A 17268-nucleotide genomic window follows, 5' to 3' on the forward strand; every position below is an offset into this window, starting at 1 on the left:
GTGTTCAGCCAGGATTGGTCGGACGCTGGCCGCGGGATAGGCTCAATTCATGAAGCCCTCCAAGGACATTTCCCGGCTGATCGAGATCATGGCGGCGCTGCGGGCGCCGAAGACCGGCTGCCCTTGGGATATCGAGCAGAATTTCGCGACCATCGCGCCCTACACGATCGAGGAGGCCTATGAAGTGGCCGATGCGATCGCGCGCGGCGATCTCGACGATCTGCGCGAGGAGCTGGGCGACCTGCTGCTGCAGGTCGTCTATCACGCGCAGATGGCTGAGGAGATCGGCGAGTTCGCTTTCGGCGATGTCGTCGAGGCCATAACCACCAAGATGATCCGCCGCCATCCGCACGTCTTCGGCGACGAGAAGGCGCGCAGCGCCGGCATGGCCAAAGGCATGTGGGAGAAGATCAAGGCGGTTGAAAAAACCGAGAAGCGCGATGCCCGCATCGCGCGTGGTCTCGACCCGGAGGATCACGGCAAGGGCTATCTCGACAGCGTTCCGGTCGCGCTCCCTGCCCTGACTCGCGCCCTCAAGCTGCAGGAGAAGGCGGCGCGCGTCGGCTTCGACTGGAGCGAGGCAGCCCCTATCCTCGACAAAATAGAGGAAGAGATCGGGGAATTGCGCGAGGCGCTCGCCACCGGTGACGCGGCTCCCATCAAGGACGAGTTCGGCGACATGCTGTTTGCTATCGTCAATCTCGGCCGCCACCTCAAGCTCGATTCCGAAGCCGCGCTCAGCGGCACCAACGAAAAGTTCCGTTCGCGATTCCACTATGTCGAACAGGCTCTGGAGGCCTCGGGCAAGTCGTTGGAGAAGGCAACGCTCGACGAGATGGAAGCGCTCTGGCAGCAGGCCAAAGGCACCAAGTAATCAGCCGGTTAGCTATGGCTCCTGCGATGCAGGCGGTTCTCTATCTCTTGCCTGGCGCTGTGTGTGGCTGTCAGCGAGAGCGTGACGCTGCCGTCTTCATTGTCGGTGCGCGAAACGACATCGCCGTTGCGGTAGAGCCAGTCGACCTGGCCAAGCTGGCCAGGGCTCAACGTCACAGTCATCGTTTCCAGCTCGCCCGACACGCGCGTCTCGATGAGCGCTTTAAGCGCGTCGATCCCTTCGCCGGTGACCGCCGATATAGAGATCGGCGGCGCCTTGCCGCTGGCGCTCTCGGCAAGCAGGCGCTCGCGATTGCCTTCGTCAAGCAGGTCGATCTTGTTCCAGACCTCGATCACGCGGCTCGCATCGGCGGCATCGACGCCGAGATCGCCAAGAATGCGTTCCACGTCCTCGGCCTGGGCCGCCGTATCGGGATCGGAGATGTCGCGCAGATGCAGCACCAGATCCGCCTCGACGACTTCTTCCAGCGTCGCCCGGAAGGCGGCCACCAGATGCGTCGGCAGGTCGGAAATGAAGCCCACCGTGTCCGACAGGATAACCGGCGTGCCGTGCGGCAGCCGCACGCGCCGCAGCGTCGGATCGAGCGTCGCGAACAGCATATCCTCGGCCAGCACCCCGGCCCCGGTCAGCCGGTTGAACAGCGTCGACTTGCCGGCATTGGTGTAGCCGACGATCGCCACGACCGGGAACGGCACCTTCTTGCGCTTGGCGCGGTGCAGGTCGCGCGTGCGCCGAACCGTCTCCAGCTCGTGTTTCAGCTTGGTGATCTTGTCCTGCAGGATGCGCCTGTCGGATTCGATCTGGGTTTCGCCCGGACCGCCGAGGAAGCCGGCGCCGCCGCGCTGCCGCTCGAGGTGGGTCCAGCTCCGCACCAGACGACCCTTCTGGTAGTTGAGATGCGCAAGCTCGACCTGCAGCGTGCCTTCCTTGGTGCGCGCCCGTTCGCCGAATATCTCGAGGATGAGCCCGGTGCGGTCGAGCACCTTGGCATTCAGTTCCTTTTCGAGATTGCGCTGCTGCACCGGCGTCAGCGGATGGTCGACGATGACCAGCTCCGCCTTGCGCTCCTTCACGATTTCAGCAAATTCAGCAACCTTGCCGCTGCCGAGCAGTGTGGCCGGCCGCGGATCGGCAACCGTCACCACCGCAGTGTGAACCGGGTTGAGATCGATGGCGCTGGCAAGTCCGACCGCTTCGTCGTGGCGTGCATCTGCCGAACGGCTCAGGCGCGGGCGGCTCGACTCGTCGTCGCCGCGCGGCTGGCGGGTAAGCACCGGCACAATGACAACGGCGCGGGTCGGATCCTTGGATTCCGGCCCGAGTTGATGTCCTTGTTTTCCGCGAACGCTGCGGTCCGCGTCATTATCACGTGCCAATCAGGCGCCCTGGCTTTCCTCGCCATCGAACATCTGAACCGGCTGGCTCGGCATGATCGTGGAAATAGCGTGCTTGTAGACGAGCTGGGAGTGCCCGTCGCGCCGCAACAACACACAAAAATTGTCGAACGAAGTGACGACGCCGGTCAGCTTCACACCGTTGATGAGGAAGATGGTAAGTGGATTTTTGCTCTTGCGAACTGAATTCAGGAACAGGTCCTGAAGGTTTTGCGATCGTTCCGCCATTTTTCTTGTCTTTCGCCGATCCCCTTCGGTTTACGGGCCAATGCGCCAAATTACGAGGCACCTGTCAAGCGCGCAAACCCCCTCTTGCCAACACAATGGCAAGCAGAATGAGATAGTTGAGGTTACTTCCAGTTGTGCGGTTATCAGGCTGGACTTTTTTCCGCAACGTGAAAAAAGGCCTGCCGCAACGAAAGTGTCATCGAACCGGGATGGCCATTTGCGATCGGCGCCCCGTCGATTTCGACCACCGGCATGGCGATTGTGGTCGCCGAACTGATGAATGCTTCCCTTGCCGCCTTGGCTTCGGCGACCGAAAACCCGCGTTCCTCGATCTTGAGGCCAAGCTTGGCGGCGACATCGAAAAGCGTCGTGCGGGTGATGCCGCGCAGGATGCCATGCTCGGCCGGCCGGGTCACGAGGACGCCGTCCCTGGTGACGATCCAGGCATTGGACGAACCGCCTTCCTTGACGTTGCCATCGGTGTCGACGAACCACGCTTCCTGGGCGCCGGCTTCCTTGGCCTTCTGCTTGGCGAGCACATTGGGCAAGAGGCCGGTGCTCTTGATGTCGACGCGGTCCCAGCGATTCTCGGGAACTGTGATGACCTTGATGCCGGTCTCCACCCGCTTCGCCGCCGCGGCCGGATCGGCTTTTCTGGCGGTTATGACCAGGGAAGGTCTTGTGCCCGCGGGCGGAAATACGAACTCGCGGCTGGCGACGCCGCGCGTCACCTGCACATAGACAAGGCCGTCGACCACGCCGTTGCGATTGACCACCTCGCGCAGCAGCATCGGCAGGACGCTTTCCGAGACCGGCCAGGCGATCGAAAGTTCCTTCAGCGAGCGCTTGAGCCTGGCAAGATGGCGCGGCATGTCGACGATATGGCCGCGCGCCACCTCGCAAACTTCATAGACGCCGTCCGCGAATTGGTAGCCGCGATCCTCGATGTGGACGGTGGCTTGAGCATGGACGACATAGCGCCCGTTGACATAGGCAATGCGCGGCATGGGCATCCTCAGGGAAATGTCCGGCTTTCTTAGGCGATTCCGCCCCTGCCGTAATGAACAATCGCGTGGGCCAAGCGCTCGCTACACACCCAGCGACTTCAGCTTGCGGTGGAGTGCCGATCGTTCCATGCCGATGAACTCGGCAGTCTTCGAGATGTTGCCGCCGAAGCGGTTGATCTGGGCGATCAGGTAGTCCTTCTCGAATTGCTCGCGGGCCTCGCGCAGCGGCAGGGCCATGATGTGCTGGTCCGACTGGTTGGGCGTGCGCGGCATGACGTCGCCGATTTCGGACGGCAGAAGGTCGGCGGTGATCGGCGCATCGGCCTCTTCGCCGCGCGCCAGGATCATCAGCCGCTCGACATTGTTGCGCAATTGGCGAACATTGCCCGGCCAGTTGTGCGCCTGCAGCACGGCCAGCGCATCGTCGCCGATGCGGCGCGGCCTTATGCCGGCCTGGCGCGCAATCTGCTTCATGAAGTTGTCGACGAGGTAGGGAATGTCCTCGCGCCGCTCAGCGAGCCCCGGCACCATGACCGGTACAACGGCCAGGCGATGGTAAAGGTCCTCGCGGAAGCGGCCGTCGGCGATCATCGCTTCGAGGTTCTGCGAAGTCGAGGAAATGATGCGGACATCGACCTTGACGCGCTTGGTGCCGCCTACCCGCTCGAATTGCTGCTCGACCAGCACGCGCAGGATCTTGTTTTGCGTTTCGCGCGGCATATCGGCGACTTCGTCGATGTAGAGGATGCCGCGATGCGCCTCCTCCAGCGCGCCGACCTTGCGCTCGGTGCCGTTCGATTCGGTGCCGAACAGCTCGATCTCCATGCGCTCGGGCGTGATGGTGGCCGCGCTCAGCGTGACGAACGGACCGGACTTGCGCGACGACAGCGTGTGGATGGCCCGCGCCGTCAGTTCCTTGCCTGAGCCGGAGGGGCCGATGATCATGACGCGGCTGTTGGTCGGCGCGACGCGCTCGATGGTCTGCCGCAGCTGGCTCATCGCCGACGACATGCCGATCAGGTCGAAGGTCTCGCCGCTGCGCTGCTTGAGGTCGGAGACCTCGCGCCGCAGCTTGGATGTCTCCAGCGCGCGCTCGGCGATCAGGATGAGGCGATCGGCCTTGAACGGCTTCTCGATGAAATCATACGCGCCGCGCCGGATGGCTGACACCGCCGTTTCGATGTTGCCGTGGCCGGAGATCATGACCACCGGCATGTTCGGATGCATGGTCTTGATCTCGTCGAGCAGCGCCAGGCCATCGAGGCGCGAGCCCTGCAGCCAGATATCGAGGAAAATCAGCCGCGGCGCGCGATCGGCAATCGACGCAAGCGCGCTGTCGGCATCATAGGCCGTGCGGGTTTCGTGACCCTCGTCGCTCAATATACCGGCGACAAGTTCGCGGATGTCTTCCTCGTCATCGACGATGAGAATGTCAGACGCCATTACCGACCTTTTCAGTTTCTCGTTCGTGTTCGCTTCGACCTTCACCGCGTGGCGGCGCGGCTACGATCGTGGCCGGGGGCAGGATGATCGAGATCATCGCGCCCCGGCCGCCATGGAAATCCGCTGGCGCGTCGTGCAATTCGAGACGGCCGCCATGGTCCTCCACGATCTTTTTGACGATAGCGAGGCCAAGCCCGGTGCCCTTCTCGCGCGTCGTCATATAGGGCTCGAGAAGCCTTTGGCGATTCTCGCGCGGCAGCCCCTTGCCGTTATCGATAACGTCGATTCGTATGGCGCCATCTTGCCGTCCGGCCTGAATCCGGATTGTGCCGCCCGAACGGTCCTGCGCATCAAGTCCGTCGATCGCCTCGGCCGCGTTCTTGATGACATTGCCGAAGGCCTGAGCCATCAGGCGGCTGTCGAAAGTGCCTTTCAACGGCTCACTGCCGAAATCGCGCTGGAAGGCAATGTCCGAGCGGCTGACCTCGACCAGGAAAGACGCCTCGCGCAACGACTCGCGAAGGTCGATCGCCTTCATCTCCGGCTTCGGCATGCGGGCGAAGGCGGAGAATTCGTCGACCATGCGGCCGATGTCCTCGACCTGGCGGATGATGGTATCGGTGCACTGGTCGAAGACCTCGCGGTCCTCGGTGATGACCTTGCCGTAGCGGCGCCTGATGCGCTCGGCCGAAAGCTGGATCGGCGTCAGCGGGTTCTTGATCTCATGCGCGATGCGCCGCGCCACATCGGCCCAGGCCGACGAACGCTGCGCCTGGACGAGATCGGTGATGTCGTCGACCGTCACCACATAGGATTTCTCTTCCTCGCCGTCGTCGCCGGACTCGACCGTCACCTGGACATTGAAGGTGCGCTCCAGACCGGTGCGGAAGAAGGTCACCTGCTCGCGATAGACCGGCTTGCCGGACTGGCGCCCGATCTCGAACACGCGACCGACAAGCGGCAGGACCGTCGAAAGGTTCTGGCCGAGCGTCGCATTCGCCGAAATCGTCAGCATGGTCTCGGCCGAGCGATTGACGATGGTGATGATGCCGTAGGGGTCGACGCCGATGACGCCGGCGGTGACGCCGGCAAGCACCGCCTCGGAGAAACGCCGGCGCTCGTCGATCAGATCCTTGGCCGAGAGCAGCTCGTTGCGTTGCGACTTGAGCTCCAGGATCATATTGTTGAAGGTCTCGCCGAGCGAGGCGACGTCGCCATCGGACTGGCGTACTGGAACGGCAACGTCGAGATTGCCGGTCGCCACCTCGTCGGCGGCGCCGATCAGCTGGCGGATCGGCCGCACGATCCGGTCGGCGACCGCGATGCCGGTCCAGATCGCCGAGAGCGTGATGATCAGCGTGAGCGACAGATAAGGCAACGCGAAGGCGACCTGCGAGGTCCGGCGATTGTCCTGCAGATTGCGGTATTCGTCGGTGTTGCCCCTGACGATCTGGCGCGCCTTGATCACGTCGGGATCGACCAGCCGGATCGTGTACAGATAGAGCCCTTCGATCTCGCGCAGCTTGATGATGGCGCCCATGATGTTGCGGGTGCGCGGTTCTATCAGCACCGGCTTGCCGTCGGCCGCGGTGTCGACGGCTCCCGAGGGCGGCTCGGGCATGGGGAAATCGGCGTCGGTCTTGGCGTTCATGACGAACGAGCCGTCCGGCTTGATCAGGGCCGCATGCGCCAGTCCGCGCCCGACGGCTTCCTTGTTCAACAGATCGAGGAAACCGCCCTTGTCGAGACCGTAAAGCGTGCGCGAGGCATCGAGATCGTATGCCATCGACAATGTCGTGCCCTGCAGGTTGCGCGCGTTCTCCTGCACATAGGCGTCAGCGATCGACAGCGACGAGTTGACGATCGTCTTGGTGCGGATTTCGAACCAGCGGTCGAGGCCGATGTCGAGCGTGATCGAGGCGATGATCGCAACCATGATGGCCGGGATGGCGGCGACCAGAGCGAACATGGCGACGATGCGCACATGCAGCCGCGAGGCAGCCCTGCCGTGGCGCCGCGCCAGCACGATGCGTCGCACCTCGCGCGCGATTAACGCGATGAGGAACAGCACAAAGACGGCATTGGCCGCGATCAGGGCCCAGGTCGCGTCGGCGGTCGGCGCGATCGGCGTCGCACCGACCAGGATCGCAAACGAGATGGCCGCCGTGATCACCGCGCCGGCAATGGCGACCACGCCGGGCAAAGCCAGCAACCGTCGCCCGTCACGCGTGCCGGTCTGGTTGAAAAACGGTTGGGTCAGGGTCGGAGCCTCAGCTGCCATGTCGCGGTACAGAGTCGGTCATCGCGTCGGATGTATGCAACGCATTGTGGCGATTATGCAACAAGTGTGGCCGGGAAGATAATCTTTCCCAGACAAAATTCACCGACGGGACAAGGTGACGTTACGGCTGCCTTGCCGATTTGTAGACGTTGACGCCGAGCTCGCGGATTTTTTTGCGCAGCGTGTTTCGGTTGAGCCCCAAAAGCTCCGCAGCCTTGATCTGGTTGCCGCGCGTCGCCGTCATCGAAGCCAGCACTAGCGGATACTCGACCTCGGCAAGAATGCGCTGGTAGAGCCCGGCCGGCGGCAATTCGCCGGCGAAGGAGGCGAAGTAGCGCTGCAGGAAATGCTCGACCGCCTGGCCGATCGACAGATCGTCGGGGATGAGCGCGCCGCCATCGGGCACGACCGGCCTTTCGCCGGTTTTCAGCTCCGATTCAATGATTTCCGACGAAATCTCGTCCTGTGAGTAGAGGGCGGCCAGCCGGCGCACCAGGTTTTCAAGCTCGCGCACATTGCCCGGCCAGGGATAGCGTTTCATGAGCTCGATGCCGCCGGAGGATATGCGCTTGGTCTGCAGGCCCTCGCTGGCGCCCTGCTTGAAGAAATGCCGCACCAGGTCGGGAATGTCCTCGGAACGCTCGCGCAGCGCCGGCAGCCTGAGCGGCACGACATTGAGGCGATAGAACAGGTCCTCGCGGAACAGGCCCTGGTTGATCAGCGTGCGCAGGTCCTTGTTGGTGGCCGCGACAATACGGACGTCAGTCTTGATCGGCGTGCGGCCGCCGACCGTGGTGTATTCGCCCTGCTGCAGGACGCGCAGCAGCCGGGTCTGCGCTTCCATCGGCATGTCGCCGATCTCGTCGAGGAACAGCGTGCCGCCCTCGGCCTGTTCGAACCGGCCGCTGGAGCGGTTCTGTGCCCCGGTGAAGGCGCCCTTCTCGTGGCCGAACAGTTCCGATTCGATCAGGTCGCGCGGGATCGCCGCCATGTTGATGGCCACGAACGGGCCGCCGCGACGGCGGCCATATTCGTGCAGCGCGCGCGCCACCAGCTCCTTGCCGGTGCCGGACTCGCCGCTGATCATGACCGTGAGGTCGGTCTGCATCATGCGCGCCAGCATGCGGTAGATGTCCTGCATGGCGGCGGATCGGCCTACCAGCGGCATTGTCTCCGGCTGGTCTTCCGCGCGGGCATCGAGCTTCGGCCGCTTCGGCTCGGCCAGCGCCCGGCTGACGATGTTGAGCAGCTCCGTCAGGTCGAACGGCTTCGGCAGATATTCGTAGGCGCCGGTCTCGGAGGCGCGGATAGCGGTCATGAACGTGTTCTGGGCGCTCATGACGATGACCGGCAACTCGGGCCGCGCCTTCTTGATGCGCGGCAGCATGTCGAAGGCGTTTTCGTCGGGCATCACCACGTCGGTGATGACGAGATCGCCCTCGCCCGCAGCCACCCAACGCCACAGCGTCGAGGCATTGGAGGTCACACGCACCTCGTGGCCGACCCGCGACAGCGCCTGGTTGAGCACGGTGCGGATGGCCGCATCGTCATCGGCGACGAGAATATTGCCGCGAGCGGTCATGTGCGGTCTCCTTCAGCTTCATCGCCGGCGCTTGGTGCGGCCTCTTTCCAAGCTGGAAGCAGGATGCGAAACGTTGTGCCGCGCGGCGTCGAATCGCATTCGATGATGCCGCCATGCTCGCCGACGATCTTGGCGACCAGCGCAAGGCCAAGTCCGGAGCCGTTCGGCTTGGTGGTGATGAACGGATCGAACAGGATCGGCAGGATGTCCTCGGAAACGCCGGGACCGTTGTCATGCACGCAGAACTCCAGCGGCAGCGAGACCCGGTCCTGCGTTCCGGGCACCGAGACGCGGATGCCTGGACGGAAGGCCGTCGAGAGCGCGATCTCGCCTTGCGGGTCGGCGCCGATCGCCTCGGCGGCGTTCTTGACCAAATTGAGGAAGACCTGGATCAGCTGGTCGCGGTTGGCGAAGACCGGGGGCAACGATGGATCATATTCCTCCAAGATCTTGATCCGTCTTGCAAAACCATTCTTGGCAATCGCCTTCACATGGTCGAGCACGACATGGATGTTGACCGGGTAGCGCTCGATCGGCCGCTCATCGGAGAACACTTCCATGCGGTCGACCAGCGAGACGATGCGGTCGGTCTCGTCGGTGATCAGGCGGGTCAGCGCGCGGTCTTCATCGGAGGCGGAAAGCTCGAGCAACTGGGCGGCGCCGCGGATGCCGGAGAGCGGGTTCTTGATCTCATGCGCCAGCATCGCGGCAAGACCGGTGACGGAGCGCGCCGCACCACGATGCGTCATCTGGCGGTCGATCTTGTCGGCCATCGACCGTTCCTGGAACATGACGACGACCGAGCCCGGGAACTCCGGTACCGGCGCGACATAGAGATCGACCATCTTTTCGATGCCGAGCCGCGGCGACGAGACGTCGACGCGGTATTCGTTGACCGGCGCGCGGCGTTCGCGCACTTGGTCGACCAGCGTCAGCAACGGGCTGCCGAAAGGCACCAGCTTGGACAGCGTGTTGCGCGCGAGCATATTCGCGCTGGAGCGGAAGAAGTCCTCGGCATCGGCGTTGGCGAATGTGATGAAGCCGTCCGGATCGACCATGATCACCGGGCGGCGGATGGTGTTGAGCACGATGTTGGCGGCATCCGCCATATCGGGCTGCTGTGGCACGTCCGCCTTCATGCCGCGCTCCGCAGGCTGGTCGGTTGCGCGCCATCGGCGAAGACACGGCACAATTCGGCCACGACTTCACCCGGCTCGAAGGACGTGAGAATGCGTTTGCGCCGCTCGGCTGAAACATCGGGAGCATGGCGGTCGAGATACCAGCCGAGATGCTTGCGCGCCTGGCGCAGGCCGCTTTCTATGCCGTAGAGCGAGAGCATGTCCTCGTAATGCGAGACGACATAGTCGGCGAGCGCCTGCGGCGTGTGCGGAATGCCTTGAGCGGATGCGTCAGTTGCGGCAGCCGCAACGCTGCCCGCGACCCAGGGGGCGCCGTAATGCGCGCGGCCGATCATCACCGCGTCGGCGCCGGACTGTTCGAGGATTGTCGCCGCCTCTTCCGGCGAACCGACATCGCCATTGGCCACCACCGGGATCGAGACGGCTTGCTTGACGCGGGCGATGGCGCGCCAGTCTGCCTTGCCCTGATAGAATTGGCAGCGTGTGCGGCCATGCACGGTCACCATGCTGACGCCGGCCTGTTCGGCGCGTCGCGCCAGCATCGGCGCGTTGAGCGCGCTTTCGTCCCAGCCGAGCCGCATCTTGACGGTCACCGGCACCGAAACGGCGCCGACCACCGCCTCGATCAGCGACAGCGCATGGTCGAGGTCACGCATCAGGGCCGAGCCGGCATAGCCGCCGGTCACCTTCTTTGCCGGGCAGCCCATATTGATGTCGATGATATCGGCGCCCTCGCCCGCCGCGATTCGCGCGCCCTCGGCCATGTGCACGGCTTCGCGGCCGGCAAGCTGCACCATATGCACCGGCAGGCCGGAATGGCGGATGCGAAGGTCGCAGCCTGCCCTACCCTTGGCCAGTTCGCCACTCGCCACCATTTCCGAAACGACCAATCCCGCGCCATGCGCGTGGGCGCGCTGCCGGAACGGCTCGTCGGTGATGCCCGACATCGGTGCCAGGAAAACCCGATTACGGATTTTCACGCCGCCGACATCAAGAGGCGATGCCAATGTGGTCAGTTCAGCCATGCACAAAAACCAAGCATGTTCGATCGTTGCACATTCTCTAGCCAGAAGTGTGGCATTGTGCAACGCGCAATGACGTCACATTAAGGCATTTTGGAAAATGCTGGCCTTCGGCCATCACCCCGACTAGAGCATGATGCCGAAAAGTGTGAGCGGTTTTCGGCCGACATCATGCTCTACTTCTTTGATTTAGAGACGGATTCATATTTCAGGTCGAATCGACCTGAAATCATCCGGCTCTAGGACCGATCGGAATGAGCGAGGCAAGCGAAAAGCAAGCGGCAGGCCTGAACGGCGGGATCGGGGTGGTGATCGTTGCCGCCGGCCGCGGCGCGCGCGCCGGACAGGCCGACGGTCCGAAGCAATATCAGCGCATCGGCGGCCGTGCCGTCATCGCGCATACGTTGGATATCTTTCTCTCCCATCCGATGATCGGTCCCGTGGTCGTGGCCATCCATGCCGACGACGCCGACCTCTTCCAACGCGCGACCGAAGCGCATGGCAATCGTCTTGTCGCCGTTATCGGCGGCCCTTCGCGCCAGGCGTCCGTCCGGCTCGGGCTTCTGGCGCTGAGGGACCAGGCACCGGCAAAAGTGCTGGTGCATGACGCCGTGCGACCCTTCGTGGACGCCGGGCTGATCGACCGCACCATCGAAGCCATCGGCGAGCGCCAGGGCGCGTTGCCGGCGCTCCCTGTCGCCGACACGCTGAAGCGAGAATCGGCCGCCGGCATGATCGACGAGACGGTGTCGAGAGCCGGCCTTCATGCCGCGCAGACGCCGCAGGGCTTTCCGTTCTGGCCGCTGCTCGCCGCGCATGAGAAGGCGCATCATCTGGGCAAGACGGAGTTCACCGACGACGCGGCGATCGCCGAATGGGCACAGATACCGGTCAAGATCGTTCCCGGATCGCCGGACAACGTCAAACTCACCTGGGCAAGGGACATTGCATTGGCCGACCAGCGGCTTTCGAGCGCGCAGCAGCGCTTCCCGGATATTCGTACCGGCAACGGCTATGACGTGCACGCGTTCGAGCCCGGCGACCATGTAACGCTCTGCGGCGTCGCCATTCCATATGATCGCAAACTCTCCGGCCATTCGGACGCCGATGTCGGGCTTCACGCGCTGACGGACGCGCTGCTCGCCACCTGCGGCGCCGGCGATATCGGCACGCATTTCCCGCCATCGGACCCGCAATGGAAGGGTGCCGCCTCGAAGATCTTCGTCGAGCACGCGGCAAGGCTGGTGCGCGAGCGCGGCGGCCGTATCGCCAATGCCGACATCACGCTGATCTGCGAGGCGCCGCGCGTCGGGCCGCATCGCGCGGCAATGACGCAAGCGCTCGCAGCCATGCTCGGCATCGCGCCCGAGCGCATTTCGATCAAGGCGACAACCAACGAGAAGCTCGGCTTTGTCGGGCGCGGCGAAGGTATCGCCGCGATAGCCACCGCCAGCGTCGTCTATCCGGGCGAGGTGCCGGCATGAGCAACGCCGAACTCGCAAATGCCCTGCTCCAGGCCTGCCAACAGCGCGGCATCATGCTGGCCACGGCCGAAAGCTGCACCGGCGGCCTGATCATCGCGGCGCTCACCGATATCGCCGGGTCTTCCGCCGTGGTCGATCGCGGCTTCGTCACCTATTCCAACGAAGCCAAGATGGAGATGCTCGGCGTCTCCGCTGCCACGCTCGACGCGCATGGCGCAGTCTCGCGCGAGACGGTGCTGGAAATGGCGGCGGGGGCGCTGACGCATTCGCAGGCAAGTCTGTCGCTCGCCGTCACCGGCATTGCCGGCCCGAGCGGCGGCTCGGCCGACAAGCCAGTCGGTCTTGTCTGGTTCGGGATAGCGCTTGCCGGACAGCCGGTAATCGCCGAGCGGCAGCTGTTCGGTCACAAGGGCCGCGAATTCATCCGGCACGAGACGGTGAGGCACGCGCTGCAACTCGGCTTGCGGGCGCTGGGCGAACGTTAGGCGGGCTTTACACCGTAAATCACGTTTGCCCGTTTCTCGAAGGCTTCCGAGAACATGCGGAAGGCACGGTCGAACATCGTGCCCATCACCGCGCCGAGGATGCGGCTCTTGAACTCGTAGTCGATGAAGAAATGCACCTCGCAGCCGCTGGTTGCGGGATCGAAGCGCCAGATGTTGCTGAGATATTTGAACGGGCCGTCTATGTATTTGACGTCGATCGCTTTCTCGTCGGGCTTCAGCAGCACTTGGGTCGTGAAGGTCTCGCGGATCGCCTTGTAGCCGATGCTCATATCGGCAACCAGGATGGTGCGGCCGTCACGCTCCTTGCGCGAGCGCACGGTGAGCGATTCACAGAGCGGCAGGAATTGCGGGTAAGCCTCGATATCCGCCACCAGCGCGAACATCTCGTCGGGCGTATGCGCGACGCGGCGTGTCGCCTCGAATTTCGGCATTGAAGGTCAGCTGGCCTTGGTGAGCTGCGCCTCGCGCGCCGCGCGCAGCCTGGCGAAATCCTCGCCGGCATGGTGCGAGGAGCGCGTCAGCGGGCTCGACGCCATCAGCAGGAAACCCTTGGTCTTGCCGATAGTCTCGTAGGATTTGAACTCGTCCGGCGGGATAAAGCGGATCACCGGATGATGCTTTTTGGAAGGCTGCAGATACTGGCCGATGGTCATGAAATCGACATTGGCCGAACGCAGATCGTCCATCAACTGCAGCACTTCGTTGCGCTCCTCGCCGAGGCCGACCATGATGCCGGATTTGGTGAAGATCGACGGGTCGAGTTCCTTGACCCGCTGCAAAAGCCGGATCGAATGGAAATAACGCGCGCCGGGGCGAACCGTCAGGTAGTTCGACGGCACGGTTTCGAGATTGTGGTTGAAGACATCGGGCTTGGCGGCGACGACGATCTCCAGCGCGCCGTCCTTGCGCAGGAAGTCGGGCGTCAGGATCTCGATCGTCGTCGATGGCGTTGCCGACCGAATGGCGCGGATGACTTCGGCGAAATGCTGCGCGCCGCCATCGTCAAGATCGTCGCGGTCGACGGATGTGATGACGACATGGCTCAACCCCATCTGCTTGACGGCGTGCGCCACGCGCGCCGGCTCATCCTGGTCGAGCGCGGTCGGGATGCCGGTCGCGACATTGCAGAAGGCGCAGGCGCGCGTGCAGATCTCGCCCATGATCATGAAGGTGGCGTGCTTCTTGTCCCAGCATTCGCCGATGTTGGGGCAACCGGCCTCCTCGCATACCGTCACTAGCTTGTGCGATTTCACGATCTCGCGCGTTTCAGCATAGCCCTTGGAAACCGGCGCTTTGACGCGGATCCAGTCGGGCTTGCGCAGCACCTCCTGGTCGGGCCGGTGCGCCTTCTCGGGATGCCGCGGGCGCGGCCGGTTGGCGATCGTGTCTACTACTGTGACCATCTCAAACCCTTCGCGGCCGCGATTTCGCCAGCCGCCTGTCTCGCCTCATCTAGGACTTTTCGGGACAAAGAAAAAGGCCGCGGCAGCGCATGCCGCCACGGCCATTTTCGCATAACGGCGGCTTCGGGTCAGCGACGCACGAGCCGTCCGACGAAGATCAGCAGGCAGGCGCCGATGAAGCCGGTGATCAGATAGGCGACCCAGCCGACGCCGAACGACTGGATGTTGAGAGCCTGCAGGATCGCGTTCAGCACTATCGCACCGACGATCCCCATGATGATGTTCATGAAGATACCGGTGTTGCTCTTCATGACCATCTCGGCCAGCCAGCCCGCCAAGCCGCCGATGATGATGGCTGCGATCCAGCCGACACCATTCATATGCATGTGCCAATTCCTCCTCGATCAGGTGAAAATGCATCCGGATACGAACCGCCTTGCCGTCAGCTTTCTCCGGCTGCCGCGTGTGAGTCTCGCCCGACAACGTTAGCACGGATTGGCCATCGATCACCGATTGGTGACTTATCACCGATTGGTGACTCATCATGCGTTCAAAACGCGGCCATAGGCGTCGAGCACGCTCTCCTTCATCATCTCCGACAGTGTCGGATGCGGGAAGATCGTATGCATCAGCTCTTCCTCGGTGGTCTCCAGGTTCATCGCCACGACAAAACCCTGGATGAGCTCGGTCACCTCGGCGCCGACCATGTGCGCGCCGAGAAGCTGGCCGGTCTTCTTGTCGAAGATGGTCTTGACGAAGCCCTGGTCCTCGCCGAGCGCGATGGCCTTGCCGTTGGCGCTGAACGGGAAGCGGCCGACGCGGATATCCTTGCCTTCGGCCTTGGCCTTCGCCTCGGTCAGGCCGACGGAAGCGACCTGCGGGCTGCAATAGGTGCAGCCGGGGATCTTCAACTTGTCGATGGGGTGCACGCCGGGGAAATTGGCTATCTTCTCGACGCAGACAACGCCTTCATGCTCGGCCTTGTGGGCGAGCATAGGCGGGCCGGCGACGTCGCCGATCGCGTAGATGCCGGGCACATTGGTCTTGCCGTAGCCGTCGACGACCACGCAGCCGCGGTCCGTCTTCACGCCAAGCGCTTCGAGGCCGAGATTCTCGATGTTGCCCTGCACGCCGACGGCCGAGATCATGCGGTCGGCGGTGATCTTCTCGACCTTGCCGTCCTTCATCTCGACATGCGCGGTGACCGAATTGGCGCCCTTTTCAACCTTGGTCACCTTGGCCTCGAGGAGTATCTTCATGCCTTGCTTCTCGAATTGTTTTTGCGCGAATTTCGAGACCTCGGCGTCCTCGACCGGCATCACCGCCGGCAGCAGCTCGACCACCGTCACATCGGCGCCCATGGTGCGATAGAAGGAGGCGAATTCGATGCCGATGGCGCCCGAGCCCATCACCAGCAGCGATTTCGGCATTTCCTTCGGCACCATGGCCTCGAAATAGGTCCAGATCAGCTTGCCGTCCGGCTCGATGCCGGGCAGTGCGCGCGGCCTGGCGCCCGTCGCCAGGATGATGTGCTTGGCCGTGTAGGTGCCCTCGCCCTTGACGCCTTTCGGCACCGGCGGCTGCGGCTCCATCGCCTTCTTCGCGGTCTTCGAAACGACGACCTCGCCCGGTTTGTCACCGGCAGGAGCCTTGGAAAGCTTCGCCTCGCCCCAGATGACGTCGACCTTGTTCTTCTTCATCAGGAAGCCGACGCCGGTGTTCAGCCGTAGCGAGACTTTTCGCGAGCGGTCGACCACGGCAGCGGTGTCGGGGATGATTTTACCCGACTCAAGCTTCAGCCCATAATCCTTCAGACGATCCGAATAATGCATGATCTCGGCCGAGCGCAGCAGCGCCTTGGTCGGAATGCAGCCCCAATTCAGGCAGATGCCGCCAAGATGCTCGCGCTCGACGATCGCCGTCTTGAAGCCGAGCTGGGCGGAACGCACCGCCGTGACATAGCCGCCGGGGCCTGAGCCGATGATGATGACGTCGTAGGATTCAGCCACGGGTTTTCTCCCTGATCTTTCTGAGGGTTAGAGCGAGAGCATGACGCGCACGAGCGGCGCCAGAGCCTTGCCGATGTTTCGCGTGTTCTCGGCATCGAGATGGACGCCGTCGAGCGGCGTGGTGGTAGCGATAGTGCCGGCGTCGAAGAAGCCGCAGCCGGCCTCGTCGGCCAGCGCCGAATATTGGACCGCAAGTCGCTTGGAGGCGTCGTCACCGCCAGCGAACATTTCCTTGAACTCGGCATTGTCAGTGCGTGTCACGACAGGCGGCGCGACGATGAGGATCTGCGGCGCCGGCCATTCGAACGGATAGTCATGGCCGCGCACGATATCGATCAGCCGCTGCACGCCTTGCTTGGCTGCGACCGGATTGCCGTGAATCCAGGGCTTCATGTCGTTGGAGCCGAGCATGATGATGACGAGATCGAGCGGCGCATGACTGGTCAGGATCGTCGGCAGGACGCGGGCACCATTGCGATCGGCACCAGCCAGATGGTCGTCGAATGCCGTGGTGCGGCCGTTGAGGCCTTCGGCGATGACTTCGACGTCGCCCCCGAGCTCGCCCCCGAGAACGCTCGGCCAGCGGTCCTCGAGCGCATGGCGGCCGAGACTGGCGGCGTCATAGCCCCAGGTCAGCGAGTCGCCATAGCAGAGAATTGTCTTCATGCGGTTGCCCCACCCTTGCCGAAAGCTGGCTGCGAGCGCCTGCCGCGCAGGAGTGCGAAGAGCTCGCCGTCAGGATTGAAAATGATCAGGGCGAAAAGGCTGGTGAAGAATTTCCGCACCGCCTTTTCCCTTCTTACACCAGCATGCCCATCGGGTTTTCGATCAGGCGCTTGAAGGCGCCGAGCAGTTCCGCGCCGAGCGCGCCGTCG

The 17268-nt window shown here is 63.4% G+C and carries 17 protein-coding genes; 3 read left to right on the forward strand and 14 right to left on the reverse strand.

All coding sequences use genetic code 11. From position 1 onward, the window contains the following. Positions 1–49 precede the first annotated feature (49 nt). Entirely contained in the window at positions 50–874 is an 825-nt protein-coding gene (gene mazG / locus FJW05_RS25665) for a nucleoside triphosphate pyrophosphohydrolase (RefSeq protein ID WP_140636705.1), read from the forward strand. Positions 875–882: 8 nt separating this feature from the next. Here mazG and hflX read toward each other — a convergent pair whose 3' ends face one another. The 8 genes from hflX to dusB form a co-directional block, all read right to left on the reverse strand. Beyond that, the gene (gene hflX, locus FJW05_RS25670) at positions 883–2271 is read right to left on the reverse strand and encodes a GTPase HflX (protein ID WP_140636707.1); all 1389 of its coding nucleotides are present in this window, start codon (positions 2269–2271) and stop codon (positions 883–885) included. After that, positions 2272–2517, reverse strand: coding sequence for an RNA chaperone Hfq (gene hfq / locus FJW05_RS25675; protein ID WP_006202172.1), 246 nt, complete (start codon positions 2515–2517; stop codon positions 2272–2274). 143 nt (positions 2518–2660) lie between these two features. Further along, entirely contained in the window at positions 2661–3524 is an 864-nt protein-coding gene (locus FJW05_RS25680) for a D-amino-acid transaminase (RefSeq protein ID WP_140636709.1), read from the reverse strand. 81 nt (positions 3525–3605) lie between these two features. Further along, positions 3606–4967 (reverse strand): sigma-54 dependent transcriptional regulator, encoded by a 1362-nt coding sequence (locus FJW05_RS25685; RefSeq protein ID WP_140542913.1) that lies wholly within the window; start codon positions 4965–4967, stop codon positions 3606–3608. After that, positions 4957–7248 carry a PAS domain-containing sensor histidine kinase gene (locus tag FJW05_RS25690; RefSeq protein WP_140636711.1) on the reverse strand — a complete coding sequence of 764 codons (2292 nt, stop codon included), beginning with the start codon at positions 7246–7248 and terminating at the stop codon, positions 4957–4959. The genes FJW05_RS25685 and FJW05_RS25690 overlap by 11 nt, the downstream gene beginning before the upstream one ends. A gap of 121 nt (positions 7249–7369) precedes the next feature. Further along, positions 7370–8830 carry a nitrogen regulation protein NR(I) gene (ntrC, locus tag FJW05_RS25695; protein ID WP_140542911.1) on the reverse strand — a complete coding sequence of 487 codons (1461 nt, stop codon included), beginning with the start codon at positions 8828–8830 and terminating at the stop codon, positions 7370–7372. After that, positions 8827–9969, reverse strand: a complete 1143-nt coding sequence (locus FJW05_RS25700; RefSeq protein WP_140636713.1) for a nitrogen regulation protein NR(II) — start codon at positions 9967–9969, stop codon at positions 8827–8829. Before FJW05_RS25700 ends, ntrC begins: the two co-directional genes overlap by 4 nt. Next, positions 9966–10994 (reverse strand): tRNA dihydrouridine synthase DusB, encoded by a 1029-nt coding sequence (gene dusB, locus FJW05_RS25705; RefSeq protein WP_140636715.1) that lies wholly within the window; start codon positions 10992–10994, stop codon positions 9966–9968. The genes FJW05_RS25700 and dusB overlap by 4 nt, the downstream gene beginning before the upstream one ends. A gap of 251 nt (positions 10995–11245) precedes the next feature. On the opposite strand from dusB, the gene FJW05_RS25710 reads away from it, so the two are divergent. Together FJW05_RS25710 and FJW05_RS25715 are read left to right on the forward strand one after the other, a co-directional pair. After that, positions 11246–12475 (forward strand): bifunctional 2-C-methyl-D-erythritol 4-phosphate cytidylyltransferase/2-C-methyl-D-erythritol 2,4-cyclodiphosphate synthase, encoded by a 1230-nt coding sequence (locus tag FJW05_RS25710; RefSeq protein ID WP_140636717.1) that lies wholly within the window; start codon positions 11246–11248, stop codon positions 12473–12475. Next, positions 12472–12960 carry a CinA family protein gene (locus tag FJW05_RS25715; RefSeq protein WP_140636719.1) on the forward strand — a complete coding sequence of 163 codons (489 nt, stop codon included), beginning with the start codon at positions 12472–12474 and terminating at the stop codon, positions 12958–12960. Before FJW05_RS25710 ends, FJW05_RS25715 begins: the two co-directional genes overlap by 4 nt. On the opposite strand, the gene FJW05_RS25720 is transcribed toward FJW05_RS25715, so the two are convergent. The 6 genes from FJW05_RS25720 to FJW05_RS27615 form a co-directional block, all read right to left on the reverse strand. Next, a complete protein-coding gene (locus FJW05_RS25720) occupies positions 12957–13412 on the reverse strand; it encodes a type II toxin-antitoxin system RatA family toxin (protein ID WP_140542906.1) in 456 nt (151 codons plus the stop codon). The two genes, FJW05_RS25715 and FJW05_RS25720, sit on opposite strands and share 4 nt — an antisense overlap. Before the next feature lie 6 nt (positions 13413–13418). Continuing rightward, complete coding sequence (gene lipA, locus FJW05_RS25725) at positions 13419–14384, reverse strand: lipoyl synthase (RefSeq protein WP_140636720.1); 966 nt, start codon at positions 14382–14384, stop codon at positions 13419–13421. Positions 14385–14512: 128 nt separating this feature from the next. After that, positions 14513–14770, reverse strand: coding sequence for a GlsB/YeaQ/YmgE family stress response membrane protein (locus FJW05_RS25730; RefSeq protein WP_140636722.1), 258 nt, complete (start codon positions 14768–14770; stop codon positions 14513–14515). 156 nt (positions 14771–14926) lie between these two features. Further along, positions 14927–16393: a dihydrolipoyl dehydrogenase gene (gene lpdA, locus FJW05_RS25735; protein ID WP_140636724.1), complete on the reverse strand. Its 1467-nt coding sequence runs from the start codon at positions 16391–16393 to the stop codon at positions 14927–14929. A gap of 27 nt (positions 16394–16420) precedes the next feature. Further along, positions 16421–17059, reverse strand: coding sequence for an SGNH/GDSL hydrolase family protein (locus FJW05_RS25740; protein ID WP_140636726.1), 639 nt, complete (start codon positions 17057–17059; stop codon positions 16421–16423). Continuing rightward, the coding region (locus FJW05_RS27615) for a hypothetical protein (RefSeq protein ID WP_210239109.1) at positions 17056–17268 on the reverse strand (213 nt) is incomplete at its 5' end. The genes FJW05_RS27615 and FJW05_RS25740, both read right to left, overlap by 4 nt.

The sequence above is a fragment of the Mesorhizobium sp. B2-9-1 genome, from assembly GCF_006439455.1.
Taxonomy (GTDB): Bacteria; Pseudomonadota; Alphaproteobacteria; order Rhizobiales; family Rhizobiaceae; genus Mesorhizobium.

Bases quoted from the DNA above. Each gene is read 5' to 3' on its own strand.
- mazG (WP_140636705.1), top strand. From the start codon at position 50: ATGAAGCCCTCCAAGGACATTTCCCGGCTGATCGAGATCATGGCGGCG.
- hfq (WP_006202172.1), bottom strand. From the start codon at position 2,517: ATGGCGGAACGATCGCAAAACCTTCAGGACCTGTTCCTGAATTCAGTT.
- FJW05_RS25680 (WP_140636709.1), bottom strand. From the start codon at position 3,524: ATGCCGCGCATTGCCTATGTCAACGGGCGCTATGTCGTCCATGCTCAA.
- FJW05_RS25685 (WP_140542913.1), bottom strand. From the start codon at position 4,967: ATGGCGTCTGACATTCTCATCGTCGATGACGAGGAAGACATCCGCGAA.
- FJW05_RS25690 (WP_140636711.1), bottom strand. From the start codon at position 7,248: ATGGCAGCTGAGGCTCCGACCCTGACCCAACCGTTTTTCAACCAGACC.
- ntrC (WP_140542911.1), bottom strand. From the start codon at position 8,830: ATGACCGCTCGCGGCAATATTCTCGTCGCCGATGACGATGCGGCCATC.
- FJW05_RS25700 (WP_140636713.1), bottom strand. From the start codon at position 9,969: ATGAAGGCGGACGTGCCACAGCAGCCCGATATGGCGGATGCCGCCAAC.
- dusB (WP_140636715.1), bottom strand. From the start codon at position 10,994: ATGGCTGAACTGACCACATTGGCATCGCCTCTTGATGTCGGCGGCGTG.
- FJW05_RS25710 (WP_140636717.1), top strand. From the start codon at position 11,246: ATGAGCGAGGCAAGCGAAAAGCAAGCGGCAGGCCTGAACGGCGGGATC.
- FJW05_RS25715 (WP_140636719.1), top strand. From the start codon at position 12,472: ATGAGCAACGCCGAACTCGCAAATGCCCTGCTCCAGGCCTGCCAACAG.
- FJW05_RS25720 (WP_140542906.1), bottom strand. From the start codon at position 13,412: ATGCCGAAATTCGAGGCGACACGCCGCGTCGCGCATACGCCCGACGAG.
- lipA (WP_140636720.1), bottom strand. From the start codon at position 14,384: ATGGTCACAGTAGTAGACACGATCGCCAACCGGCCGCGCCCGCGGCAT.
- FJW05_RS25730 (WP_140636722.1), bottom strand. From the start codon at position 14,770: ATGCATATGAATGGTGTCGGCTGGATCGCAGCCATCATCATCGGCGGC.
- FJW05_RS25740 (WP_140636726.1), bottom strand. From the start codon at position 17,059: ATGAAGACAATTCTCTGCTATGGCGACTCGCTGACCTGGGGCTATGAC.